Consider the following 22,585-nt stretch of genomic DNA (forward strand, 5'->3'; position numbering starts at 1 on the left):
TTTTAAGGGAACAAATGTTTGGCTGTCTTAAAATAAGCATTTTGTATATCGCCTCGCTTAGTTTTTCACGAAATATGTATGTTAAAACTAATACCAAAATGGCTCATGTTGTAGACGAAAAGACATTGCTAACCACTACTTCCCCTTTTAGCGATTTGCTTCTAGATAGCTTTCGTTAATACGTCAACTTTATATTGATCGTGAAAGCACGCGATACGTTGGTGCAATATGTCATTCCCGAATATGATAATTCAAAATTGGGTAAGTCATAAAAGTCTCCTATTTCACAACGTTTTAAATTATGTTAAATCTATATTTAATTGTAAGAATTTTCATATCAATCATAACCCTAAAATTGTAAAATGTAATTAGTACTATTTATGGGGGGTAAAAGATGGAGATTATTTTAGGACATTGGCTTGATTCTAAGCCATACCCAGATGAGCTAACAAGTAATTCCGCGAGTATCGGTAAAATCATTACAGGTTTTCAAGGGCTGATAAATATTTTAGAAGTGCAATTTGGGCAGTCTAATCCGACGATTGCGGATAGTGTCCGTATAGCGGAATGGCAAACGACTATTGCTAAACTTGATAATGGACAAAAATCTTATTCGAAGTCTTTTCAAACGGACTCATGGAATACCGCGCGTGAATTGAAAGCAAAGCGCGATGAATTGATTTTAGCTGGGTGGAATCCTACGTTACATCCTGGTGGTGGTAAATGGATTGAAGCAATTGCAGAAATAGAACTTTCCGATCACAATCATAGCAAAGGATTTTCAGACCGCGTTCGTACTTTGTTTGAATTACTGAAGCAAAGTTATTTGCCAATTGCAATTAAGAAAATATGTCTTGTGGACAAAGACTCATCCGTTTGGGACAACTGGGAAAACGAACTTGTAGCGTTATTAAAACAAAATGGTGTTCAATTTGAGCAAGTAGAATTGCAACTACCGGAAGTAAAAGAGCAACCTTCTACTGACTTAGAAAAGATTAAGCTAGCTTTGTATGCAAGCGATACACCAAATGATTTAACAGTGTCTGGTGATAGCTCGTTTATGATTGTCCGTTCTGTACAAGAATGGGTTGCTGCCGACTTTCTAATTAGCTGGTTAGATGTTAAAGGCGATGACCAAACAGTTCTTATCAACAATTCGAATAACCTACTATTAGCTGAGCTATTCCATAGACGCGGTCTGCCTTCAAGTGAAGTAAACGAATATTCTAAGTGGCGTTCAGCTTTGCAAGTGTTACCACTTACGTTAGAAACGTATTGGCACCCTATCCGTATTGATCGTATTATGGAGCTACTCACTTTACCAGTTTCACCGCTCCCTAAAAAGCTAACTTCTAAACTGGCTCGTGCTATCTCTAATGAACCTGGGATCGGTGGAGATAAATGGCACGCTGCAATTGCTGAAGCTGTAGAAGAGTTTGAAAATAATTGGTTAGAACAAGACCTAGATATAAAAAAAATCAACAAGAAGAAACAAGAACTACAAGAAAAAATTGATATATGGTTGAACCATGAGTATTTTGATGCGTCAGAGGGCTTACCTTCTACAGTAATAGAAAATATATGTCGAAAAGTGAGCAAGTGGGCTTTAAGCAGAAATTTAATAGAGCCTAACCCTATTTTTGCTCAAGCACACGCTGCCGCGAATGAATTAATCGCAGGTATCCACGCTTTAAATGTCGAGAAAATCAATCAACTACAATTATCAAATATTTTAGGGTCAATATTAGGTGACGGGGCTAAGTTGCCAGATTATGTAGAGGAATCAGCACCATGGACAACTATACAACAACCTGGCGCCTTATGGGGACAAGTTAGCAATGTTCTTTGGTGGGAATTCACGCAAAATACGACTTCACATTTAAAAAAATGGTCAGATGCTGAACGAGCATTTTTAAAATCACACGATATTCACTTAACTTCTCCAGAACAAATTCGAAAACGTGAAAACGAAACTTGGCACAATGCAATCCACTTTGCGAAAGATCGTGTTATCCTATTTATTCCGTCTAAAGTACGCGCGGAAGATGTGAAAGCCCATCCACTACTAGATGAAATTCGATTTGCTTTAGCGAAGATGAATGCTGATGAAAAACAAATAACCATTAATCCAGCTTTATTATATGAGCAAGAGAAAGTAGCGATTATTGACAATGATTTTGAACGGGTTGCAATAACTAGCAAGGAAATACCAAATCCAATTCAACAATGGCACGTACCACAGCAAAAAGTAAATTTACGTGAAAAAGAATCGGCAACAAGCTTTGAAACGATGCTTAGCTGCCCATTGAAATGGACGTTTCAATACAGTGGTAAAATCTTACCGAGTAATACTCTTTCATTGCCGAATGAATCTATTATGCTTGGTAACTTAGGTCACGCTATATTAGAACGGTTAATTACTGAACAAGCCTTTACAGAAGGATCGGACATTCAACACATGACAGCCTTTCTCTATGATGAACTAGTTCCTAAAATGGCTGCGACACTTTTACTACCCGAAAATCAATCAATGTACAGAAAAGTTCGGAACGATTTACAAAAATCGATGCAGCAATTTGCAAAGTTTTTAAATGAATCAAACATTAGCATCACTGAAACAGAAGGTACACACCGAAAACCGTGGGATAACGGCGTTGAATTTGAAGGTCGTTTAGATTTACTTGGTAATACACCTTCAAATCGAAAAGTTATTTTGGATGCGAAATGGTCACGTCGCCCTTCAAACTATAAGCAAAAGTTAATAGACGGTTCAATCCAGTTAGCTTTGTATCAGTGGCTTATGTCAACAAATGACGAAGATGTGATTCCAGTTGCGTATTTCATGCTTTCGAGCGGAGAATTTTATGCCGTTACAGATGATGAAATACCTGAGCAATATCATGTTGATAGGCTGTCGTTAAAGGATACTGTTCAGCTAATACGACATGAGTTAAATAATGTCCAACAAGCGCTATCTTCAGGTGTAGCTATTGCGACAGGTGTTGAACTTGATGAATCATCACCATTTAAACCATTATGTGCATTTTGTGATTATCAAGATTTATGCGGAGTTAGGAGGGTTCAAGCATGACAGCTTCTTTAAAGATCATTAGTGCAGGTGCAGGCGCAGGTAAAACGACCAGCTTATCAAAAGAAATTATTTCTGTTGTTCAGCAGCAGGTCTCACCTGAAAAAATCGTGGCGACAACGTTTACGAAAAAAGCTGCGGAAGAATTAATCGAACGAATTCGATTAGAGCTACTGAAAAGCGGTAATACAGAAGAAGCATCACGTATTTTAGATGGTTATGTCGGCACGATGAATAGTGTATTTGGTCGGTTAATCAAAGAGTTTGCGCTAGAACTCGGTCTATCACCGGAGCAAAACATTTTAGAAGATTCAGAGGCACTTTCCTTATTTAATTCAATTGCATATGAAGCGATTCGGAAATTCGAAGTAGAACATTACGATGCTTTACAGCGTTTGCAACTAATAGGTGGAGAGTATCCTTGGAATAAGTATGTACTCGATGTATTAAAGCTTGCGCGTGAAAATGGTTTGAAAGCAGAAGAAGTTGAAGCATGTGCAAAGTATTCTTGGGAAACGATGCAAAAGTGGCTCCCTTCCCCTACTGGCGATAGTGAACAACTAACAGCCAATTTAATTGTCACTTTAAAAAATGCAAGCAAAATATTACCTGGTGCTGATACAACAAAAACTACACTAGGCGTAGTAGAAGCTATTAATACGATGCTATCCTACTATGAACGTAATGGCTATTTAACGTGGGATCAATGGGCAAAAGCTAGCAAACTAAAACCCGGAAAGACTAGCAAAGAAGAAGTTTCGCCTATTCTGAATGCTGCGAGTATACACAATACACATCCTCAGCTTCATGAAGATATTCAAATGATTATAGAAGCTGTGTTTTATTGTGCGGCTGAAGCGATGGCGCTTTATGAAAAGGAAAAGAATGTGCGCGGCTTAATAGACTTCACTGACCAAGAATATTTAGCATTAAAAATGCTTGAAAATCCTGAATATACAGACGCATTGAAAGAACGTATTGAAGCAGTCTTTGTTGATGAATTTCAGGATTCTAGTCCGTTACAAATAGCGCTAAACATGAAGCTACTTGAAGTAGCTAAAAGTGCAACGTGGGTTGGTGACACAAAACAAGCGATTTACGGCTTCCGTGGAACGGACCCAGATTTAATGAAAACCGCGATGAACAGTTTAAAAAATATTGAGCAAGATGTATTAAGTGATTCTTATCGATCACGTAAATCACTAGTAGATTTTGTGAATGCCATATTTGTGCCAGTATTTGACGTTATCGGATTACCGAAAGAATTTGTTGAACTAAATCCTAAACGTGAAGATTTAGATAATCAGCAGCTTTCTTTGGAGGCTTGGACGTTCCCTGAGTCTAAAAATAAGGAAACAGATGCGAAAACAGTCGCGCAAGGCGTATACGACGTCATTTTGCAAAAAGATGATTATATTATTATCGATAAAGAAACGCGCTTACAACGAACTCTAAAGCCTTGTGACATTGCAATACTTTGCCGATCGAATGATGAATGCTCAGACATTGCAAGTGCCTTAGCTAAAATAGGCATACAAGCATCTGTTGGCGGTAGTGGATTAATGGATACAGAGGAAGTCATTTATGCAATTGCAACATTACGTTACTTAATCGATGAACGAGATACGCTATCACTTGCGAAAATCCTTCATTTCTCATCTGATCAATGGCAAAATGGTGAATGGTTAGAAGTTTGGTTGCAAAGCGAAAAACCACAACAATTAGGTGAAAATGAGCCGATTATTAAGCGTTTAGCTGAATCACGGGAAGCTATTTTTAAAATGAGTCCTTCTGAAATTTTAGATTTAGCACTTGTGAAAGCAAAAGTAGATGAACAAGTAATGCGCTGGGGTAACGGAATGCAACGAATTGCTAACATCGATAATCTTCGTTCACTCGTTAAACTATATGAACATGGAGCAGAAAATAACGGCTATGCTGCAACGGTTAACGGGCTATTATTTTATTTAGAAGATGTGAAAAAAGATAAAGAACTAAATCGTGTTGCTGAATCTACAAACGAGAATGCTGTAAAAATCTTAACTTATCACCGCTCAAAAGGTTTGGAATGGCCATTTGTTATTCTGTACTCTTTAAATAAAGCTGCTATAAGTAATAACATACCACCTGTGTTTAATCGGGTTATTGCTACAAGTACGCAGCCATTTGATGTTGAAAAACCGTTAATCGGACGTACGTTGTATTACTGGCCATGGCCATATGGAAAAAGTTATAAGGATGTTGGATTTGATTCGTATATTGAAGATACGCCTCAACTAGCATTAAGAAAAAAGCAGCTACATGAAGAAAGCCAGCGCTTGTTATATGTCGGAATGACGCGCGCTAGAGATTACTTAGTACTTGCAACACGTGATTTCTCAAAAGCTTCGTGGTTGAATGAGCAAAAAGAGAGTAAAGGAAATCAAGTCATTAACTCTTTAACAAGCGATAAAATTAATATTAACGGAGTTTCGTTCAACATCAAAACACGAAACATACAATTACCCGAACAACCGCTAGAAATTTCAAAAAATATTGAACAAACAATATATGTTGGGGACACTAATAAATCAGTTGAATTCCAACCTGCTACGTTTAGACCAAGCATGACAAAATTTGTTGAAGAAGATGAAAATGTAGTAAAAACGCTACAATTAAATGTCCCTATTCACTCTATCGGTACACGCTTACCAATCATCGGTAGTCCTGAGATGGATGTATTGGGAAGGATGGTGCATACATTTTTAGCTGCCGATTCACGGCATATAGAGCAAGCAAAACTTGAGCAACTTGCGCAATCTATTTTGGAAAATTACGATTTGAGTGCTTTGAAGGTGCCTGATTTAATCGACGCTTCTAATCGATTGCATCAATTTGTTGAACAGACATATCCTGAGAATTTGGAAATTCATAAAGAGTTCCCTATTCATCTTAAGTTAAATAATCAAAAGGCATTTGGTTTAATTGACTATTTAATCGAGCTACCAAATGGTTGGGTTATAATTGACCATAAAACATTCCCAGGCCGTGAAGAATTATGGGCTGAGCGTGCCGTATCTTATTTACCACAGCTTCAAATCTATGCACATGCATTAGAAGTTGCGAGTAATAAGCCGGTTTTAGAAGCTTGGATTCACATGCCGATCGTTGGGAAGATGGTGAAGTTTTCGAAATCGGATTTATTAATATTAGAAACTAGCTTATATTAATGTTTTTATACAAAATCCTCGTAAACATAGGCTTACGAGGATTTTGTATTCTGTTTGGGATGTTGTCCCAGAAAAAACTTAAGCGGAATGTGTTCGAAAACTCGATGTAGAAGTATTATTAAAAGTCGCAATAGACTCAATCTTAATCATAAATAGCAAAAACGCTCAGAATATACTCTAAGCGTTTTTTGGCGTATAACTTACAATTCAAATTTAACTATAACAACCTTTTTAATTTAATCAACTTTCCCAATAACGATATTTCCTACATATTGCGCACTGCCTGCTGTATTTCTAAATTTAACTTCAAGGACATAACGCCCTTTGTCGGTTGGAAATTGAAATTCTCTGTAGTCACCAAAGAGAAGCTCAGTTCGCTGGTCATCTTTTAATAAGACAGCTGATATTTGTGGATCAGTCCAAATATCTCCACCATTTTTTTCGTTCTCTTCAAAATCCAAATATGCTTTCTGACCTGGAAAAACCTTTATTTCATCGAGTGATGCTGCGTATTTTTCAATATCTTTTATTGATTTCTGTACATCTTCACTAGCTGTATTCCAACTGATATTTGCTTCTGTTAATTGGACAGTTAAAAAATCAAATCTTAATTGAGCAGTTGGAACTCCAACATCATAGTCTTCGCCAATGCAGCCTGTTAGTGTAAAAGCAAAGAGCAATCCAATAAATATTTTAAAGAATAATTTCATTTCACGTCTCATTATGCTAATTACATGCCTTTCATGTTATGATGTTCGGAAGAAAAAGACATCCTGCTTGACCATTTCATAATTTACAATTCGTCTTCTGTGTTATTTGGTTTGATTACCTTTCCGTTTTTAACAATAGCCCAATGTTCGATTTTGTCTTCTTCGTTCAAGTATAATAGGTATTCTAAATCGTTTTCCTTATCATCATTTAATGATTTCACTTTATATGTTCTCGTTGCTGCTCTCAATGTACCGTGTGATTGTCTATCTACTACTTTAATCTCAAAACCCAATTCTAACTCGATTTGTTTAACTTCCTTTGTTCTTTCAGCCGAGTCCCATATAGTTAATCCTGCCACTCCTAGAAGTACTATTCCTATGCCAATAAACGTAATCCACTTTAAAATACCCCTTTTAATCTTCATCATTTTCTCCTCCTTCGTTCTAACAGAGCGTCTCAACTTAATGTAGAATCGCACCCGTCATCCTAATAAGGAACCCGTTCTTTTATTGATTATTACATTAATGGTAATAATTATCCAATTATTACCGCCGTTCTTTTAGATGAACAATACGAAGTTTCTAAGAAATTAGCCCAAGTACTACATTAGTAAGATTAACGAAATCTATCATTCCAAAACCAGTACCTTCTTTCTTAATATGAAAAAGAGCATGGTTTATACTTTTACAGTAAAACCATGCTTTTAAAATTATCATCAAATTCATTATATTAATTCGATAATTAATATAACAAAGCTGGTAAGAAAAGATTTAGAATAACAGTCATCGCTACTTCAATAACCGTAATGTCCTCGGAAGTAATTTGTGTAGCCAATGTACCGCCAAGAATGATAGCTGCAGATATAAAAAACTCCACCGAGATGACGTGCAGCATCAACAATCGCTTCTGTATTATGAACATCCGAATCTCTATAACGCTACATTAAGAAGATACTGTAATTTACACCTAATTCCCCTCTATATAGAAAACTCTATAGTATACGTCTGTATTTCTTTATGATTAGACTTTCAAAAAAGTTGCGCAAAAAACATTGAAATCTACTATTGCTTCTGTAATAACTCATTTCAGACCAACTTTAACTTAACCAGTAACGATACTATTTTTATTTCATATTATACAAAAAGTACAATAAAGAAGGTGGTCCTGATTCAAAATTCCAACTATCTAAATTTTTTGTCCAAATTTGGTGTTGGGGGTGCACATCCTGGTGGAATTAATTTAACTAAGGAAATATTTAAGGCTGAAAACATTCGCAAATCTTCGCAAATATTAGATGTAGGCTGTGGTACAGGCCAAACTGCTGCCTATTTAGCCTCCGAATATGGAGCAAAAGTAACTGGTATCGATACTAATTCAATTATGGTTAAGAAAGCTATAAAAAGAATGAAAAAAGACAGCTTACCTGTAAGAATCATCCAGTGTTCTATTGAACAAACGCCATTATTGGATAATACGTTTGATTTTATTATTTCTGAATCTGTTCTTTCTTTTGTCAATAAACCCAAAGCTCTGAAAGAAATCTTTCGTTTATTAAAAAAAGGTGGTCGGTTTATTGCAATTGAATTTACCGTTAATCAACGACTTGATACAAAGACTGAAGAGGAAATTAAACAGTTTTATGGTTTTAATTCTTTCTCAATGAAAAAAGATTGGGTTGCTTTGTTACAACAGGCTGGTTTTCAAAATATTCGTATACAAAAAAACAAATCAATCTTTACTATACCTGAATTCCATCACTCGAAGGATATTGAACCTGAGCTTTACGAGGTAATGTATAAGCATTTTGAATTGGCTTTGGAGTATGATGGTATTTTAGACTATAGAATTTATTCATGTACGAAATAGTTTTTAGATTCACAACTGCTTTCTAAATAAAAAAAAGAGTCATGAGTGCCCTCAGTAAAGGTATTTATTAAGATTGAAAAGCTTTTATAAATTAGGATTTTGAAGGATTCCTCACGGGACTTTTCCGATTACGTATTCAAAAAAAGACAAGTGTAAAATTAATCTACACTTGTCTTGGCATTAAAAAATTTATTATTTTGTAAAGTCGATAACCATACGACCTGTAAATTTACCTTGTTCCATTTCTTCGAAGATTTCATTAATTTCTTCGATTTTACGTAATGCTACTTTCGGCACTACTTTACCTTCTGCAGCAAATTGGAATGCTTCTTGTAAGTCTTGGCGTGTACCTACTAATGAACCTACTACTTGGATACCATCTAATACTAAACGAGGGATATCTAAATCCATTTTATCTACAGGTAAGCCGACTGCTACAACGCGTGCACCCGCTTTTACTACATCGATTGCTTGGTTGAATGGCGTTTTAGCTACAGCTGTAATGACTGTTGCATCTAGCCCTTTACCATCTGTCAGTTCTTTCACTTTTGCAATTGGATCTTCTTTTAATGAGTTTATCACAACGTCTGCACCTGATTCTTTAGCAAACGCAAGCATGTCATCATTAATATCGAAAGCAACTACTTTAGCACCAAATACATTTTTCGCGTATTGTACTGCTAAGTTACCTAGACCACCAACACCGAATATACCAATCCATTGACCTGGACGGATATACGATTCTTTCACAGCTTTGTAAGTTGTTACACCTGCACAAGTTACAGAAGAAGCTGCTGCTGGATCTAAATTTTCAGGTACTTTTACAGCATAGTCAGCTGTTACGATAACTTGTTCAGCCATCGCACCATCTACTGTGTACCCTGAATTTTTCACGTCACGGCATAGAGTTTCTCGGCCTGTTGTACAATATTCACAGTGACCACAGCTTTCAAACATCCAAGCGACTGAAACACGGTCACCAACTTTTAGTGAAGTAACACCTTCAGCAACTTCGATAACTTTACCGATACCTTCATGTCCTAAAACTCTACCTGTTACATCACCGAAGTCTGCATTTTTTACGTGTAAGTCTGTATGACAAACACCGCAGAATTCTGTTTGCACTAATGCTTCACCGTGTTTTAATGGTCGAAGTTGTTTCTCCTCTACACTTACTTTTTTGTCTTTAGTAACGACTGCTGCTTTCATAATTAAATGCCTCCTCAAATGTAAGAAATCATTTTAATTCATAAACGTAAATCCACTAATGTGTGAATTTGATTTCATTTTATAAGGGATTAATAACGAATACAAATATTTCGATGTAAATTTACTAAAAATAAGTCTCGATATATCAAAAAGTTGTCATATTTAAAGAACAGTGAAGTAACTTATCTTGAAAATTAACAAATTGTTCATTACTTAACTTTTAAATGACTTACGGAAACGGATTGTTACGATATTATGCCAGCTATACAAGCAGTGATAAAAGAGTTAGTCCTACCAACTCATATGTGCCATCTCTTTAAAATAGAAAATAAAAACAGCTTATGATTTTGAAATCAATAAGCCGTTTTTATCAACCTTTATTTAAAGGCTACCTAAATAGAATACAGGTTTCCATCTTTACAGTCAGTTACTTTTATATGCTCTGTTCATGCTTTTAATGTCATACTGATGTATCGAATTGACTGCTGTAAAGATTAGCATAGAAACCATTGTTGGCAAGAAGTTCATCATGTGTACCTTGCTCAATAATATCACCATTACGCATAACCAAAATCAAATCAGCGTTACGAATGGTAGATAGTCGATGGGCAATCACAAAGCTTGTGCGCCCTTTCATCAAGTTATCCATTGCTATTTGAATTAAAGCCTCAGTACGGGTATCCACACTGCTTGTAGCTTCATCCAGAATCAATATTTTTGGATCTGCCAAAATAGCTCTAGCAATAGTTAGTAGCTGTTTTTGCCCCCTTGAAATATTATCAGCTTCTTCATTTAATGTCATATTGTATCCTTCTGGCAATGTTCTCACAAAATGATCTACTTGTGCGGCTTTAGCTGCGTTGATGACCTCCTCATCCGAGGCATCTAGCTTGCCATACCGAATATTGTCGGCAATAGAACCATTAAATAGCCATGTATCCTGCAGAACTATGCCAAATAACGATCGAAGTTCATCACGGTTGAACTTTCGGATATCATGTCCATCAATCGTGATAGCCCCACTATTGACATCATAAAAGCGCATTAAAAGTTTCACAATAGTGGTCTTTCCCGCACCAGTTGGGCCGACAATTGCAATCTTCTGGCCAGGTTTAACTTTAGTGCTGAAATTATTAATAATATTCTTATCCGAACTATAACCAAATGAAACATGATCAAAATTAACGTAACCTTCTATTTGCACTGACGATATAGCCAGAGCATCTGTATCTTCTTTCACTTCTTCTTCTTCTTCCAAAAGCTCAAATACACGTTCGGCAGCAGCAGCGGTTTGCTGAAGTATGTTTGAAATACTCGCGATTTGTGAAATAGGCTGCGTAAATGAGCGTACATATTGGATAAAAGCTTGTATACCACCGACAGTCATTGTACCGTTAACAGTAAAATAACCGCCTAAAATACAAATAGCTACATAAGATAAATTTCCTATGAAGACGGTTATTGGCATCATAAGACCAGATAGGAAATTCGCTTTCCATGCCGATTTGTAAAGAGATGCATTATATTCCCCGAAGGTTTTTAGAGAATCCTCTTCACCACCAAAAGCCTTTACTACAACATGGCTACCGAGCATTTCCTCAACATGTCCGTTGACACTTCCTAAAAATTTCTGTTGGTTTTTAAAGTGCATTTGTGATTTTTTCATAATCACAATAATAAAGATCATGGAGACAGGAAGAATGCACACTGCAACAAGAGTAAGTTGCCAACTGATAGAAAGCATCATGATGGATATACCTATGATCGATGCCACAGAAGTAATAATTTGTGTCAAACTTTGGTTTAGTGTTTGGCTGATCGTGTCCACGTCATTGGTGATTCTACTTAGCACATCGCCTTGGGATGTTTTATCATAATATCCCAAAGGTAACTTGTGAAGTTTATCGCTTATGTCTTTTCTCAGCTTATACGTAACCTTAGCAGTTACACCCGACATCACATAGCCTTGCAAGTAAGTGAAGAGTGCACTCACACCATACAATCCTGCTAGGAATAATAAAATTCCTCCTATTTTTTTGAAGTTTATGCTGCCAGTACCTGCAATTTGGTTCATAACACCTGTGAAAAGTACATCAATGGCATTCCCTAAAATTTTTGGTCCAAGAATGGTAAACACTGTAGAGAAAATGGCCAGTACACATACAAGAAGAATCATACGAGTATGCTTTCCCAAATACCCTATTAGCTTAACAATTGAACCTTTAAAGTTTTTAGGTTTTGCTCCAGGCATCATGGCACCAGGCATCATACCTCCGCCCATAGAGTTTTTTTTCGCGCTATTTTTCGTTCTATTGTTTTCCTGGCTCACGCTAATTCCTCCTCTGATAGTTGCGACGAGGCAATCTCATAATATTGCGTGCAGTTTTTCAAAAGTTCCTTATGCGTTCCGCGACCAACGATTTCGCCTTGATCTAGCACAATAATTTGCTCAGCATTCATAATCGTGCTTACTCGTTGTGCCACTACGATCACAGTACTGTCACCTGTGTGTTCTTTCAAAGCTTTACGCAAAGCGGCATCAGTTTTGAAATCTAAAGCCGAGAAGCTATCATCAAAAATAAAGATTTCCGGTTTTTTTACTAATGCACGCGCAATGGCTAGTCTCTGTTTTTGCCCCCCAGAAACATTCGCACCACCTTGAGAAATGGAGGAATCAAGTCCTTCCGATTTTTCTGTGATAAATTCCATTGCTTGGGCTACTTTCGCCGCAGTTTCAACATCAGCATTTGATGCATCTTTTTTGCCGTATTTAAGGTTTGTAGCAATTGTCCCTGAGAAGAGTATGCCTTTTTGCGGTACAAAGCCTATTTTAGAACGCAAATCCTTAATTTTGACGTCTCGTACATCCACACCATCGACCAAAATCTGGCCTTTCCTTACATCATAAAAACGTAATGCCAAGCTAGCGATTGTTGATTTTCCTGAGCCAGTGGAACCAATAATAGCTGTTGTTTGTCCAGGTTTCGCCGTAAACGTAATATCTTTTAGCGCATCTTCGTCAGCGCCATTATAACGAAAATAAACATGATTAAACTCAACAAGACCTTTTTTATCCGAATTAAAGGATTTTGGGTTCTCTGGGTCAATAATGGAGTTCTCCGTTTCCAGCACTTCTGCTATTCGACCAGCCGAAACCGCTGCTCTCGGGACAAGAATAAACATCATGGAAAGCATCAGAAAGGCCATTATTATTTGCATGGCATATTGCATAAAGGCCATCATATCGCCTACTTGCATAGTAGAGTTTGCAATCTGGTGAGCACCGACCCAAACAATAATTAGAGTTACACCATTCATAATTATTGTCATAGAAGGCATCATAAACATCATGACACGGTTTACAAACAAATTCGTTTTTGTCAAATCTTCATTTGCTTCCCCAAAGCGTTTCTTCTCATGCTCCTGCGTACCAAACGCGCGGATAACCATCATACCGCTTAAATTTTCTCTGGAAACAAGATTCAATTTGTCAACCAGTTTTTGAATGATCTTGAATTTCGGCATGGCGATGGTCATAATTACTATTATCAAGCCTATAAGTGCAATACAAGCTGTAGCGATAATCCAACTCATTGAGGCCGATTTGTTTACAGCCATAATAATACCGCCAATTCCCAAGATTGGTGCATAACAAAACATTCTGATTCCCATCATTAGGAGCTGTTGTATTTGGGTAATATCGTTTGTGCATCTTGTAATAAGAGATGCAGTCGAAAATTTATCAAATTCGTTATTTGAAAAACTCTCAATTTTTTCAAACACATCTTTGCGTAAGTTACGGGCAACACCGGCAGCAATTCTTGATGATAATAAACTAACTAAAACGGTTGCCACACCACCCAATAAGGCTATCGCAAGCATTAGCAGTCCTATTCGAATAATATAAGATGTTTGCATACTGCTTATATCTACACCTAGTTCATTATAAAAAGCCTTGGCGAACATAATACCTACTTGTTCTAGCGTAGTCTCATCGTTGACAGCTTTTTTATGTGCTGCAGCAACGGTTGATTCCGGTAACGTCTCTAGTACCGGTTGCAACTGATACAATTGTACGAGCTCAATACCGATTGCATCATTTGGTTTGGCACCATCTGCAGCCTCACCAGTTTGCCCCCCCATATCCTTTAATACATTTATTAATGTTCCTGTAGCCGCTCCGAAAGCATGACTAAGACTATCGTTAACCGATTTGTCTACATCCTTTTTCACAAAAAATTGTGTGTCGGCTTTGAGATTTATTTTCTCTTTTACATTCTTATCTGTGCTGGATACCAATTCATAATTTTCTTCGACAAGTTGCTTCTCGCTTACAGTCATAAAGGTAGTCATTAGTTTCATTCCGTCTTGGCTGATAGCATCTGGAGCTGGTTGTTCAATGCCGTTTTGCTGTATACCTACATTTACAATGTCCGACATATAGTTAGGTAAGCTTAAATCACTTAGGGCCTGCCCGAACAATAACACAATAGCCATTACTAACCCGAAGATAAATGGCTTTAAATATTTTGCAAGCTTTATCAAGTAGATCATCTCCATTTCTTATCTTTCTTTAGGTGTTCTCTCTTTGTTTCTTCAGAAATATCCATGACCTTATTCCTTATAAAGACCTTTTTTTAACAAATTAATTTCTAAAGTATAGATTTTCGTTGCTTCATCGATAGATAATTCTTTTGCAAAAACTTGAATTAGGTTTTGTAAAGTTACAGCCATGATAATTTTCATAATATGAAATGTTTCTCGTTCATCCGTTATATTTAATTTTCGGGTATTAATCAAACTTAAAGTTTCTGAAAGATGATTATTTAATTTTTCTACATTCGCATTCTGAGTCATTGCATTTTCTACTTTATGATTCATATTCAAATAGGCATTTTTAAAAAAATTTCGATATTCTAAGTTTTGGAAGTTTTTTAATATGAATTGAAAAAAAATGAGAAATGTGTCAATCAAGTCTCCATCTTGCTCCTTTAATATTAAAATAAATCTCTCATTGTTTTGTTTAGAGTATTCATCTAATAAAAAGAAGAATACATCGTCTTTATCTTCAAAATATTGATAAAAACTTCCCCTTGGAATTCCTGCCTCCTTAATAATATTGGCTATTGAGGCTTCAAATAATGAAACTCTTGAAAATTCTTTCATAGCCGCATGTATTAACATTTCTTTTTTATCTATTGGTAAATTAAAAAAGGTTTGTTTTGGCATTTAATACTCCATTCTTAAAGTAATTATGACACGATGTCACATACGGATACATTATAAATGACAATATGTCACATGACAAAGAAAAAATATCTTTCTGCTTTAAATTTCGAACGGATTTCAACAATCGGCGTAATGGTAAAGAATCCAATCTATAATAACTTTTGAATATGCCTTTTCAAAATCAATGCCATCTAAAAAATATTCGTTAATTTATCTTCTCCCTCATGCACCAATCCTACTCGCCCTATTAATTCTCACTTCCTGTATGGCTTTCATTTCCGGCTTATAGTGATGGTATAATTCAACCAAATATGTAATAAAAAAATTACGACCAAATTTTTGTGTGGAATACGCCGCCTTGTACAGCTGTAAAAAATAAAGGCTATGAAATAAAATGATGCATTGTTTTTACAAATGAAAATGCCAGATACAAAACCAAATGAAAGGTCTTGTGCCTGGCATATTTTTATCCGATAATTGTCTCCCATAATAAGTAAATATTTAATGAGACGACTATTACGACAATAATCCATCCTAAAATAGTTGTTATTCGGTGGTTAACAAGATTACCCATAATATCTCGTTTACTTGTAAACATGACGAGTGGTACAAGGGCAAATGCAATACCAAACGATAACACGACCTGACTTAACACAAGTGCGTATGTTGCATTGACTCCGGAAGCAATGATCAATAACGGAGGTAACATTGTAATTGCCCGACGTAAGTATAAAGGAATTTTTCTCCGAATGAAGCCTTGCATTACAACATCACCTGCTAGTGTACCAACTGAAGAGCTGGCAAGCCCTGCAATGAGAAGACCAAGACCAAAAGATACTGCCGCTATTGGACCTAGCGCATCTTTTAATCCGTTATAAGCAACATCCAAATCCTCTACTACGACACCTTGTGTATGAAATACCGCTGCAGCAATAACAAGCATACTCATATTGATTGCTCCAGCAATAATCATAGCAATAATAATGTCGATAAATTCAAAACGGAAAATACGTTTTTTTTCTTCATCATTTCGACCAATAACACGTCTTTGTGTTAATGAAGAGTGCAAATAAATTGCGTGTGGCATAACCGTTGCTCCTAATATACCTGTTGCAAGTAAAATGGATTCTACCCCTTCAAAGCGAGGTGTCAACATCCCGATAGTGACCTCACCCCAATTTGGCTGAGCTAAAAATGTTTGAAAAGCAAAGGCAAGAACGACAATTAACACCATGCCTGAAATACCTGCTTCAAATGCTCTAAATCCTCTACGTTGTAATTCCAAAATCGCAAATGAGCCAATTGCTGTAATAATGGCTGCAGGTAACATCGGAATATTGAATAATAAGTAAAGCCCTAATGCAGCACCAATAAATTCTGCAAGGTCAGTTGCTATGATAACTAATTCAGCTTGGATCCATAAAAATATAGATGTTTTTTTAGAAAAATGCTCCCGCGCTACTTCGGGTAAATTTTTGCCGGTCGCAATACCGAGCTTTGCGGATAAGGACTGAATTAAGACCGCCATTAAATTAGAAAAGGCGATTACCCAAAGCAGTAAATATCCATATTGTGAACCTGCTGTAATATTTGTAGCGAAGTTGCCGGGATCAATATAGGCAACTGCTGCGATGAAGGCTGGGCCAAGGAACGGTAAAATTTTTCGCCAGCCTTTAATATCCCCGTTTAAAACTCCTTCAGCAGATGATTTTGTTCTCTGTTTATACACCATAATGTTTCCTCATTTCAAAAAGTATCTTAATAGAAATAAAGTTTCCTTAGGGAAAATGTTGTATTATTATTTTATAGCTAGAACAAAAAAATGTGAAGGGTTTTGTCAAATTTTTTTTCAAAACTCATTAAATTTTTTTATATTTCCTTTATTACACTCTTGTCTCCAAAGATAATAAATATATAAAAATGAGGCACATCCCCAATTGGTTTAAATGTAGTGAATGCCTCATGACTTTGGCTAAAGTCTACAAAGATAATGACATATAGCACGTCTAAAGTTCTCTCATAGTATCAAAATCAGCTTAAAATTATTGATTAAAAATTTTAAAGCATAAAATAACCGCCTCTCCAAAATCCAAGAGTCGGTTATTACTATATTTATTGATTTTTTATAGAGAGCTTCACAAAACAACTTGTGCAGAGTCTTTCATTTTCTGGCGAGTGTAAACCATCTGGCGATGATGATATAAAATCGTATATTAATACCATTCTCTAAAAGAACTGTATCTTGAGAAATATACAAAAGTTTAGTGCAAATAATAAATAGAGTCTGTGACAAAATAAAACGGAGAGCCCAAATCTAGCTGGCTCTCCGTTTATTATTTATTCGCCCCAAAGGTAGACACTTATTTAATCTAAGATTCAATCGGAAATGTTGTTACCAAAAGTTCTGCGTATGCCACAATTTCTTTATCATTATTAACAGCTACTACGCGCAGCATATAAGGCGTATCTGGCTTAAGCTCAGAAAGCTCCATATGATTGCTATCAGTGTTTCCGAATAGCTTATCATCAATATAAATACTATAGTTCAAGCCTTCATCCTTAAAATACTCCCAATAAAGCTGAATAAAATTCGTCGATACTTCAGCCCTCAAGTTAGCTATTACAGAATAAAGTCCGAAATCAAAGGATGTTTCGGCTACTCCGCCATTGCCATCATCAGCAGTAATCGTAATTTTAGCTGAACCGATACCGTTTGGAGTAATGGTTACAATAGCACCTTCTATTTTAACATTAGCAATTTCTGCATTACTCGAAATGGCTTTATAAGTTAGCGTATCTCCTTCATCATCACTGAAAACATTACTCAAATCTATTTCAAATGATTTTTCATTATTTACTACTATATTTGAAATTGGGTTACTAACCTTTGGTGCAGTATTGCTCGGTTCTGGCTCTGGCTTTGGTTCTGGTGATGGCTCAGGTTCTGGCGTCGGCTCTGGCTTTGGTTCTGGTGTTGGTTCAGGTTCTGGCATTGGTTCTGACTCTGGTGTTATTGTTGGAACCTTTGGACGTTGAGCTTCCTCCTGCTGTTGCTTTTCCCGCTCCAATGCTAGCTGCTGGGCAACGAATTTTTGTTTTTCTACTTCAGAAAGTTTTTGCTTTAATAATTCTTCCGCTCTCTTCGCAGCTGCTTCTTGTTGTTTCTTGTTTTCCTGATTTAGTCGCTCCTTTTCTGCTAAGATTTTATCCAGCAATGATGATGAGCTTTGTTCTGCTTGCTGACGTTGCTGCTCACGTTTTCTGTCTTGTTCCTCTTGAAGTTTCTTTAATCGATCTTCCAATTGCTTTTGTTTTTCTTGCTGCTGTTTTTGCTGCTCAGTTAATTGAAGCGGTGGAACATTATCCAAATCGATTTTATTAGTTGTATTTTTATTGATTTCATCGATAAGTCCCTGTAATTTGTCTTTATCCATTAACTCTTGATCAATGACCTGCTTCAAAATATTCGCTAGCAGGTGATTCATATTATGCTGATATTGTTCAATATCGTCTTGTGATAGACCAAATGGATTGTCATTAGTGTTAGACTCAGAAGCATCATTCTTTAATTTCTCCAACATCGCCGCATTTTCTTGATTAATCTTGTCTATTTGCTTCAACAGCGCTTCGATGATAGCAGGTGAAGCAGATTTAACGAAATCGGCTGGAATTACTATATTAGGCACATTAAACTCCTCAGTACCTATTCCTGGAACAATCAGATTTTGCACAGGATAGACATAACTAGGCATTTGATTGGTTCTATTGCCCTCTTGCTGAACAAGGCCACTACCTACAAAAATACTCGAGTTTCCAGTAATAGGATCCACACCTACAAAAAATTGCGTCCCTCGAACATTTGTCACAATGGAAGGTGTTATTATTTTGAACGTATCCTTAGAATTGACTAGTGAGGATACACTAGCTCCAACCATTCCGTTCCAAAGTACTAAGCTTGTATGCTTGACATGTGAAGCATTGCTTAAATTTGAAATGTACAGCTCTGAGTTTTCGCTAATCGTAATTTCATCCTTGCGATCAACTGTTTTCAATATCGCACTGGAATTATATTCAGTGGCGATTCTGTCACCATGATGAAGAGGTATGCCATTATAGGCTCTATAGATTAATGAACCGCCCGCCTGATTTATCCATACCGTTCCTTTAATTTGATCAAGGGTCGCTGTTCTCGTATAGCGATCCATTGCAGGAAGTTTCTCGACTATTTCTGTTATTTCTCTCAAAATAACTGTCCGTGTATTAGGATCCCATTCTACATTCACACCAAATGCCTCACTGAAATATTTAACTGGGACAAAAGTTTGACCAGCTTTAATATAAGGCGCAGCTAACATCTCTTGCTGTTCTTCCTCATTATTTGCAGCATTTTTGGTAGTAATTATAGGACTTCCAACTTGCATCTTTATTGTTAAATCGCCTTTTGTTAATTCAATAGAACGTTTGCTATTGCTAGCATCGAGAAGAACTTCGTAGCCCATAGTATCACTTAATGCAATTATAGGTACCATAGTGAGTCCATTCACAATTTCGAACTGTTCATCAAAGCTAGTAATTTGATCTCCATACACAACTTTAACTTTATTATTTTGAGGTAGATTGCTCGGGAGCTCATAAAATTCAAGTTCGCGAATTTTATTATTATAACTATCTGCAATAAGCCAATTGCCGTTTGGTAAAACAGCAACGTCTGTCGGAAGATGTAGCAGGTTATGACCGTTAATGCCGTCTACATTACCAAATTGTTCAGGTACACCGGCAATTGTAGTCACTTGTCCATCAACAAGATAACGAATCGAGTGGTTTAAGCTATCAGCAATAATTAGTCCTTGCTCTTCCGTTAAGGCAATTCCCATAGGAGAATGAAAACGAGCCGCTGAGCTGTATCCATCAACATAACCACCTTCAGCATACAGAGCACCCTTCGAATAAATAGGTAGCTCTCCTTGAGATAAGCCTGCTACCGTAGTAACGTTACCCTCAGCTAAATCTATATATCGTATAACATGATTACCTGTATCACTAACATATAAATTGCCTTTATTGTCTATTGCAATACTAGTAGGCTCATTAAATTTGGACTCTGCCAATTTGCCATCCTTATAATCACCAGCAGGAACCGCATAACCATCAATAACCTCGACAACACGTACAGAAGGAGCGTTTAAAGTAGTGACTTGACCACCTGGCGTAATTCTTCTAATTGAATGATTCAGTGTGTCCGCAACGTATAAAGTTCCGTCCGCAGCTACAGCAACATCCTGTGGGTAATAAAATCTCGCTCCGCTACCCTCTCCGTCTTTTTGGCCGAGAATGCCGTCTCCAGCAATAGTTGTTACTATTCCATCTTTAGAAATTTTTCGAATAAGATGATTTTCTGTATCTGCGATATAAACATTACCTTCCGAATCTGTATCCATGCCCGACGAACCGTTGAATACAGCTGTTTGTGAAGTACCATCGCGCCAGCCTCCACTCGGAATCCCATTAGCATCTGCCTTCAACATGAAACCAGCATATGTAGAAACCTGTCCATCTTTAACCTTACGTATAAGATGGTTTTTGCTGTCTGCCACAAGTACAGAACCATCCTTCAATACAGCAATTCCTAGTGGTACTCGGAAAGAGGCATCCGATGCTGTTCCATCCCAATCATCAAAATCACCGCTCCCTGCAAATACTGATACTTTTGTCAAAGTTTTCTGGCTCTCGTTCAATGACTGCTCTACTTGAATTGCTACAACCCCTGTAGCCGAATTTCCAATCAGCAACAAAATAATAATAGCCATTATCAATTTACGGTACATTAATCTCATTTTGCTCTCCTTTCTTTATACTAATTTTTACTACTAGTTAATAGTATAGTATAAATTAGTGAGATTGCAAAAAAAACCAAATGATATATTTTTTGTAAATGTGAGCGCCATAATAATTTGTTCAAAAGACTTTAAAGAACTAAAAAACTGCAGCAATCCAATATTGAATTGCTGCAGATTGGGTACTTATTAATGATAGGTGAATCCTCAAATGAACGAACTAGCAAGTTTCTTTAATTGATAATATATAATTGATTGATATAAAGTGAGTAATCTGAATCTACGTCTTCTCTATTTTCAATGATGATTTTACCTTCATACAATGATTCCCCTGTATTTAAATCATCAATCATTAATAAATGACCATCAGAAACACGACTCACTAAATAAAGTTTCCCATCTGAAAGCTGTAAAAATGGTTCGCTTCCAAAATTAGAAGTATTTGCATAATTGTGGTGTATAGACTCTTCCCATTGTTTCTTTTCAATATTATAACGGTTCAGCTCTAAACCTTTTACTGAATGGACGGGAATATATATATACTCACCTTGAACAACTATACTGCCGATATTTGGTTTTAGTTTAGCAGGAATCTCCCACTCTTCAACTTCATTATTCGTATTGTTATAAAGATACATTATGCCTGGGATTGATTCGGATTGGCCACGTCCGAATTGATTATTATTTTCATTTACATAATATAAGTAATACTTTTCATTTTGAATTTTATCGGAATGAATAAATAAACGGATATTGTACATTTCTTCGTCTGGCTTTATAGGCGCAATTTTTAAGTCATGTTCAAATTCTTTTTTGTTTTCATCTACCGTAAAAATACGTAGCTCCTGTCCACCATTCATGGAAAAGCCACTTGCTAATATTTTTATTTTTCCATTTTCCACATAGATATCAGTTAAATTTATCCAATCATAGCTTGCTTGTGCTGGCGTATTGATTTTAAATGATGAACTGTCATTTGTATGTTTATCGAGTATATCGATTTGCAGCGTTAAAGGATTTCCTAGGATCACTTTTTGGTCATTATCAAGAAAAGTTGCGTAAATCAAACGCGCTTCATCCTCAAAATACCTACTTTCGTGCAAAACTTTTCCGCGCATAAAATTACGGTGTTCTTGAATGTAATTTTGAAACACCAAAGGTACATAACGACCAGACATCAAATCTTCAATAAAAGACCGGTTCATTTGATCCGAAACAGTCACCCCTCCCTCTGAAATAGTCAGCAAATGATGAGCTTTATCACTATGATAAGAAGCCTGAAGAAGAAGATTGTTGATTTCTTCGTTATTTCCGCTAATTGTTTCAATTTTAAAGGATACATCGTTTTTAGAAGCCATTGCTAGCTGGATATAGTAGGAACTGATAGTGATCACGATTACTACACTAATCAATATAATTTTCCAATATTTTTTCATGTC

Annotated in this window: 13 protein-coding genes; 3 read left to right on the forward strand and 10 right to left on the reverse strand. The window is 36.4% G+C overall.

All coding sequences use genetic code 11. The annotated features are described in order from the left end of the window. The first annotated feature begins 394 nt into the window (after positions 1-394). Entirely contained in the window at positions 395-3,091 is a 2,697-nt protein-coding gene (locus tag AAFN87_RS17105) for a RecB family exonuclease (RefSeq protein WP_347792279.1), read from the forward strand. After that, entirely contained in the window at positions 3,088-6,297 is a 3,210-nt protein-coding gene (locus AAFN87_RS17110) for a UvrD-helicase domain-containing protein (protein WP_347792280.1), read from the forward strand. The genes AAFN87_RS17105 and AAFN87_RS17110 overlap by 4 nt, the downstream gene beginning before the upstream one ends. A gap of 236 nt (positions 6,298-6,533) precedes the next feature. Here AAFN87_RS17110 and AAFN87_RS17115 read toward each other — a convergent pair whose 3' ends face one another. The 3 genes from AAFN87_RS17115 to AAFN87_RS17125 all read right to left on the reverse strand — a co-directional run bounded on the left by AAFN87_RS17115 (position 6,534) and on the right by AAFN87_RS17125 (position 7,929). Next, positions 6,534-7,007 carry a hypothetical protein gene (locus AAFN87_RS17115; RefSeq protein WP_347792281.1) on the reverse strand — a complete coding sequence of 158 codons (474 nt, stop codon included), beginning with the start codon at positions 7,005-7,007 and terminating at the stop codon, positions 6,534-6,536. A gap of 83 nt (positions 7,008-7,090) precedes the next feature. Continuing rightward, entirely contained in the window at positions 7,091-7,432 is a 342-nt protein-coding gene (locus tag AAFN87_RS17120; RefSeq protein ID WP_347792282.1) for a hypothetical protein, read from the reverse strand. Positions 7,433-7,749: 317 nt separating this feature from the next. After that, a complete protein-coding gene (locus AAFN87_RS17125; protein ID WP_347792283.1) occupies positions 7,750-7,929 on the reverse strand; it encodes a hypothetical protein in 180 nt (59 codons plus the stop codon). A gap of 237 nt (positions 7,930-8,166) precedes the next feature. Here AAFN87_RS17125 and AAFN87_RS17130 point away from each other — a divergent pair, with 237 nt between their 5' ends. Beyond that, positions 8,167-8,874: a class I SAM-dependent methyltransferase gene (locus AAFN87_RS17130; RefSeq protein ID WP_347792284.1), complete on the forward strand. Its 708-nt coding sequence runs from the start codon at positions 8,167-8,169 to the stop codon at positions 8,872-8,874. A gap of 192 nt (positions 8,875-9,066) precedes the next feature. Here the strand turns inward: AAFN87_RS17130 and adhP are convergent, their stop codons facing one another. From adhP to AAFN87_RS17165, 7 genes are all read right to left on the reverse strand, one after another. Beyond that, positions 9,067-10,083, reverse strand: coding sequence for an alcohol dehydrogenase AdhP (gene adhP, locus AAFN87_RS17135; protein WP_347792285.1), 1,017 nt, complete (start codon positions 10,081-10,083; stop codon positions 9,067-9,069). Between the two features lie 460 nt (positions 10,084-10,543). Continuing rightward, positions 10,544-12,412 carry an ABC transporter ATP-binding protein gene (locus AAFN87_RS17140; protein WP_481886491.1) on the reverse strand — a complete coding sequence of 623 codons (1,869 nt, stop codon included), beginning with the start codon at positions 12,410-12,412 and terminating at the stop codon, positions 10,544-10,546. Beyond that, positions 12,409-14,628, reverse strand: a complete 2,220-nt coding sequence (locus AAFN87_RS17145) for an ABC transporter ATP-binding protein (RefSeq protein ID WP_347792286.1) — start codon at positions 14,626-14,628, stop codon at positions 12,409-12,411. The genes AAFN87_RS17140 and AAFN87_RS17145 overlap by 4 nt, the downstream gene beginning before the upstream one ends. Positions 14,629-14,697: 69 nt before the next feature. Further along, positions 14,698-15,312 carry a TetR/AcrR family transcriptional regulator gene (locus tag AAFN87_RS17150; protein ID WP_347792287.1) on the reverse strand — a complete coding sequence of 205 codons (615 nt, stop codon included), beginning with the start codon at positions 15,310-15,312 and terminating at the stop codon, positions 14,698-14,700. A 466-nt stretch (positions 15,313-15,778) separates the two neighbouring features. Further along, positions 15,779-17,044, reverse strand: a complete 1,266-nt coding sequence (locus AAFN87_RS17155; RefSeq protein ID WP_347792288.1) for an Nramp family divalent metal transporter — start codon at positions 17,042-17,044, stop codon at positions 15,779-15,781. A 637-nt stretch (positions 17,045-17,681) separates the two neighbouring features. After that, complete coding sequence (locus AAFN87_RS17160) at positions 17,682-21,146, reverse strand: stalk domain-containing protein (protein WP_347792289.1); 3,465 nt, start codon at positions 21,144-21,146, stop codon at positions 17,682-17,684. A 233-nt stretch (positions 21,147-21,379) separates the two neighbouring features. Then, on the reverse strand, positions 21,380-22,582 hold the full coding sequence (locus AAFN87_RS17165; RefSeq protein ID WP_347792290.1) for a hypothetical protein: 1,203 nt from the start codon (positions 22,580-22,582) through the stop codon (positions 21,380-21,382). Positions 22,583-22,585: the final 3 nt, after the last annotated feature.

This window comes from Solibacillus sp. CAU 1738 (assembly GCF_039888725.1).
Lineage (GTDB): Bacteria > Bacillota > Bacilli > Bacillales_A > Planococcaceae > Metasolibacillus.